Genomic DNA, 3,470 nt, shown 5'->3' on the forward strand with positions numbered 1-3,470 from the left:
CGCCGCGGCCGCCCGTGGACGCGGCGCTCGACCGCGACAGCGAGTGCGCGCTGCTCTATACCTCCGGGACCACGGGGCGGCCGAAGGGCTGCGTGCTGCCGAACCGGTACTTCCTCGGGGCGGGGGAGTGGTACGCCGGCATCGGCGGCCTGGCCGCATTGCGGGAAGGGGGCGAGCGCATGCTGACACCGCTGCCGGTGAACCACATGAACGCCATGGCGTTCTCCACCCTGGCCATGGTGCTCACGGGGGGCTGCCTGATCCTGCTGGACCGCTTCCACCCGCGGAGCTGGTGGGAGAGCGTGCGCGAGAGCCGGGCCACGGTGGTGCACTACCTGGGCGTGATGCCGGCGATGCTCCTCGCCGCCGAACCCTCGCAGGCGGACCGCGATCACCACGTGCGTTTCGGCTTCGGCGCCGGGGTGGACCGGCGCCACCATGCCGCGTTCGAGGAGCGCTTCGGCTTCCCGCTGCTGGAGGCCTGGGCCATGACCGAAACCGGCCCCGGGGCGGCGGTCATCGCCAACCACGAGCCCCGCCACGTGGGCACGTCCTGCTTCGGGCGTCCGGAGCCCGCGGTGGAAGTGCGCCTGGTCGGCGATGACGGCGGCGACGTCCCCGACGGCGAGCCCGGCGAGCTTTGGGTGCGCGCCGCCGGCGATGACCCGGCCCACGGGTTCTTCCGCGAGTACCTCAAGAACCCGGAGGCCACGGCGGAGGTCTGGGCCGGCGGCTGGTTCCATACCGGCGACGTGGTCCGCCGCAGTGCCGACGGCTCGCTCCATTTCGTCGACCGCAAGAAGAACGTCATCCGCCGCAGCGGCGAGAACATCTCCGCCGTGGAGGTGGAGAGCGTGCTCCAGCAGCACCCGCTGGTGCACCAGGTCGCGGTGGGCGCGGTGGCGGACGAGATCCGCGGCGATGAGGTGATCGCCTGCGTCGTGCCCGCGGAGACGGTATCCGCGGAGCGGCGGGAGGCGCACGCCGCCTCGATCGTCGACTACTGCCTGGAGCAGCTGGCGTACTACAAGGCGCCGGGGTACGTCGCCTTCGTCGAGGCGCTGCCGCTGACCCCGACCCAGAAGGTCCAGCGCGGCGAGCTCCGGGCCCTGGTGCGGGAGCTGCCGGGGCAGGCGTGCTGCGTGGACACCCGCGGCCTGAAGAAACGGCGGTGAGGAGGCGCGCATGAGCACGGGCTACGACGGCGTCGCCGTGGCGGTGCCGGTGAGCTGGGGCTACACCAAACGCTCGCACCACGGGGCGGCGTACTTCCTCGCCGGTGCGCTGCGTGAGCTGCTGGCCCGCAGCGGCCTCGACAAGGCGGCCGTGGACGGCCTGGCGGTCTCGAGCTTTACCCTGGCGCCGGATACCGCGGTGGGCTTCACCCAGTATGCGGGCGTGTCGCCGCGCTGGCTGGAGCACATCCCCACCGGCGGGGCCTGCGGGGTGGTGGCCCTGCGCCGGGCGGCCAGGGCGGTGCAGTGCGGCGACGCCGACGTGGTCGCCTGCCTCGCCGGGGACACCGCCAACTTCGGCAGCTTCCGCGGGCTGATGCAGAACTTCTCCAGCATGAGCCGGGACTTCGTCTACCCCCACGGCGCCGGCGGGCCCAATGCCAGCTTCGCGCTGATCGCCGAGCACTACATGCGCGCCTACGGCGCGGGCCGGGAGGACTTCGGGCGGATCGCGGTGAGCCAGCGCGCCAACGCCGGTCCCGTGCCCCACGCCCTGCTGCGCCGGCCCATGAGCCTGGACGACTACCTCGCCGCCCGCCCGGTGGCCGAGCCCATCCACCTGCTGGACTGCGTGATGCCCTGCGCGGGGGCGGAGGCCTTCCTGGTGATGTCCACCGAGCGCGCCCGCGCCCTGGGCCTGCCCCACGCGCGGGTGCTCGGCGCGATCGAACGCCACAACGCCTTCCCGGACGACCCGGTGCAGTACCGCGGCGGCTGGCTCTACGACCGCGACGCCCTGTACGACCAGGCCGGGATCGGGCCCGCGGACATGGACTTCCTCCAGACCTACGACGACTACCCGGTGATCTCGATGATGCAGATCGAGGACCTCGGCTTCTGCGCCAAGGGCGAGGGCCCCGCGTTCGTGCGCGCCCACGACCTCACCGTCGGCGGCGACTTCCCCCACAACACCTGCGGCGGCCAGCTCTCCGTGGGCCAGGCCGGCGCCGCCGGTGGCTACATCGGCCTGGTGGAGGCGCTGCGCCAGCTCACCGGTCAGGCCGCGGGCACGCCGGTCGAGGCCGCACGCCACGGGCTGGTCAGCGGCTTCGGCATGATCAACTACGACCGTGGCCTGTGCACCGCCGCGGCCGTCCTCGGGGAGGGCGGGCCATGAGCATACTGCCGCCGCGCCAGCGCGGGCCGCTGGGCCGACGCTTCACCGCCGGGGCCGCGCGCGGGCGCCTGGAGCTGCCCGTGTGCGGCGACTGCGGGCGTATCCAGTATCCGCCGCGGGAGGTCTGCGGCCACTGCCTCTCGGAGGCCCTGGCATGGCGGCCCGTTGCCGGCGCCGGGACGCTGCTCGCGGTCACCCGGCTGCACCACAGCAACGAGCCGTACTTCGCCGCCCGGCTGCCGCTGCGCCTGGGCACCGTCTCCCTCGGCGAGGGCGCGCAGGCGCTGGCCTACCTCGCCGGCCGGGCCGCGCCCGGGGAGACGATGGACGTCCGTGCTGTGCTCGACCGCGGTGGCGAGGGCGTGCTGGTCGCGCAGGCAACGGGAAACGACGAAGCGGAGGAGGTCCGGAGCGCCATGCAGGCATTCACGTTCGATCCGGCGGGGCGGCGCATCGCCCTGTACGCGGCGACGCCGTCCCTCGCCCGGGCCGTCAGCCGCGCCCTGCGCGACGCCGGCGCGGCCGCCGTGGTGCGGCTGGACGCCGATCCCGGGGCGGCCGGGCCGGAGCCCGGTGAGGTGCAGGCTACCGTCGCCGATCCGTACGACCCCGTCGCGGTGCGTGCGGCGGCGGGGGCGGTCGACGCCCTCGTGGTCTCCGGGCTCGGGGCCGGCGGCGCGGCGGGGCTGTCCGCGCTGCCCGGGGAGGCGGGCCGCGAGGCGATGGAGCGGGCGGTGGCGGTGCCGCTGGCGCTGGCCGACGCACTGCGCGAGCCATTGGCCGCCGTCGGCGGCGCCGTCGTCCAGCTCGTCTCCGTGTTCGCCCGGGCCCACCTGCCGGCGATGGGCCTGGAATCGGCCCTCCAGGCGACGGCCCTGTCCGCCACCGAGGGCCTGCGCGCCCGCGGCCATGCCGCCGGGGTGCGCGTGCTCACCGTGTTCGCCGGTCCGTACGGCGGCCCGGACGGGCTCGCGCTGCCGGCGGCGCCGCCCGGGCGGCTCGCCCACGGCGTGGTCGCGGCGCTGGCGTCCGGCGTGGAGGAGAGCGCCGCCGATCCGGTGGCGGAGGACATCCTGGCGAAGTGGCGTGACGAGCCCAAGGCGCTCGAACGCGAGCTT

Annotated in this window: 3 protein-coding genes; all 3 read left to right on the forward strand. The window is 74.9% G+C overall.

The genetic code is table 11. The annotated features are described in order from the left end of the window. Nucleotides 1-1,175: AMP-binding protein (locus G7A99_RS08765; RefSeq protein WP_163139587.1), on the forward strand; the 1,175-nt coding region annotated here is incomplete at its 5' end. A gap of 10 nt (nucleotides 1,176-1,185) precedes the next feature. Next, entirely contained in the window at nucleotides 1,186-2,352 is a 1,167-nt protein-coding gene (locus G7A99_RS08770) for a thiolase family protein (protein ID WP_018718773.1), read from the forward strand. After that, nucleotides 2,349-3,470: zinc ribbon domain-containing protein (locus G7A99_RS08775; RefSeq protein WP_163139589.1), on the forward strand; the 1,122-nt coding region annotated here is incomplete at its 3' end. The genes G7A99_RS08770 and G7A99_RS08775, both read left to right, overlap by 4 nt.

Source organism: Arhodomonas sp. KWT (genome assembly GCF_010993615.1).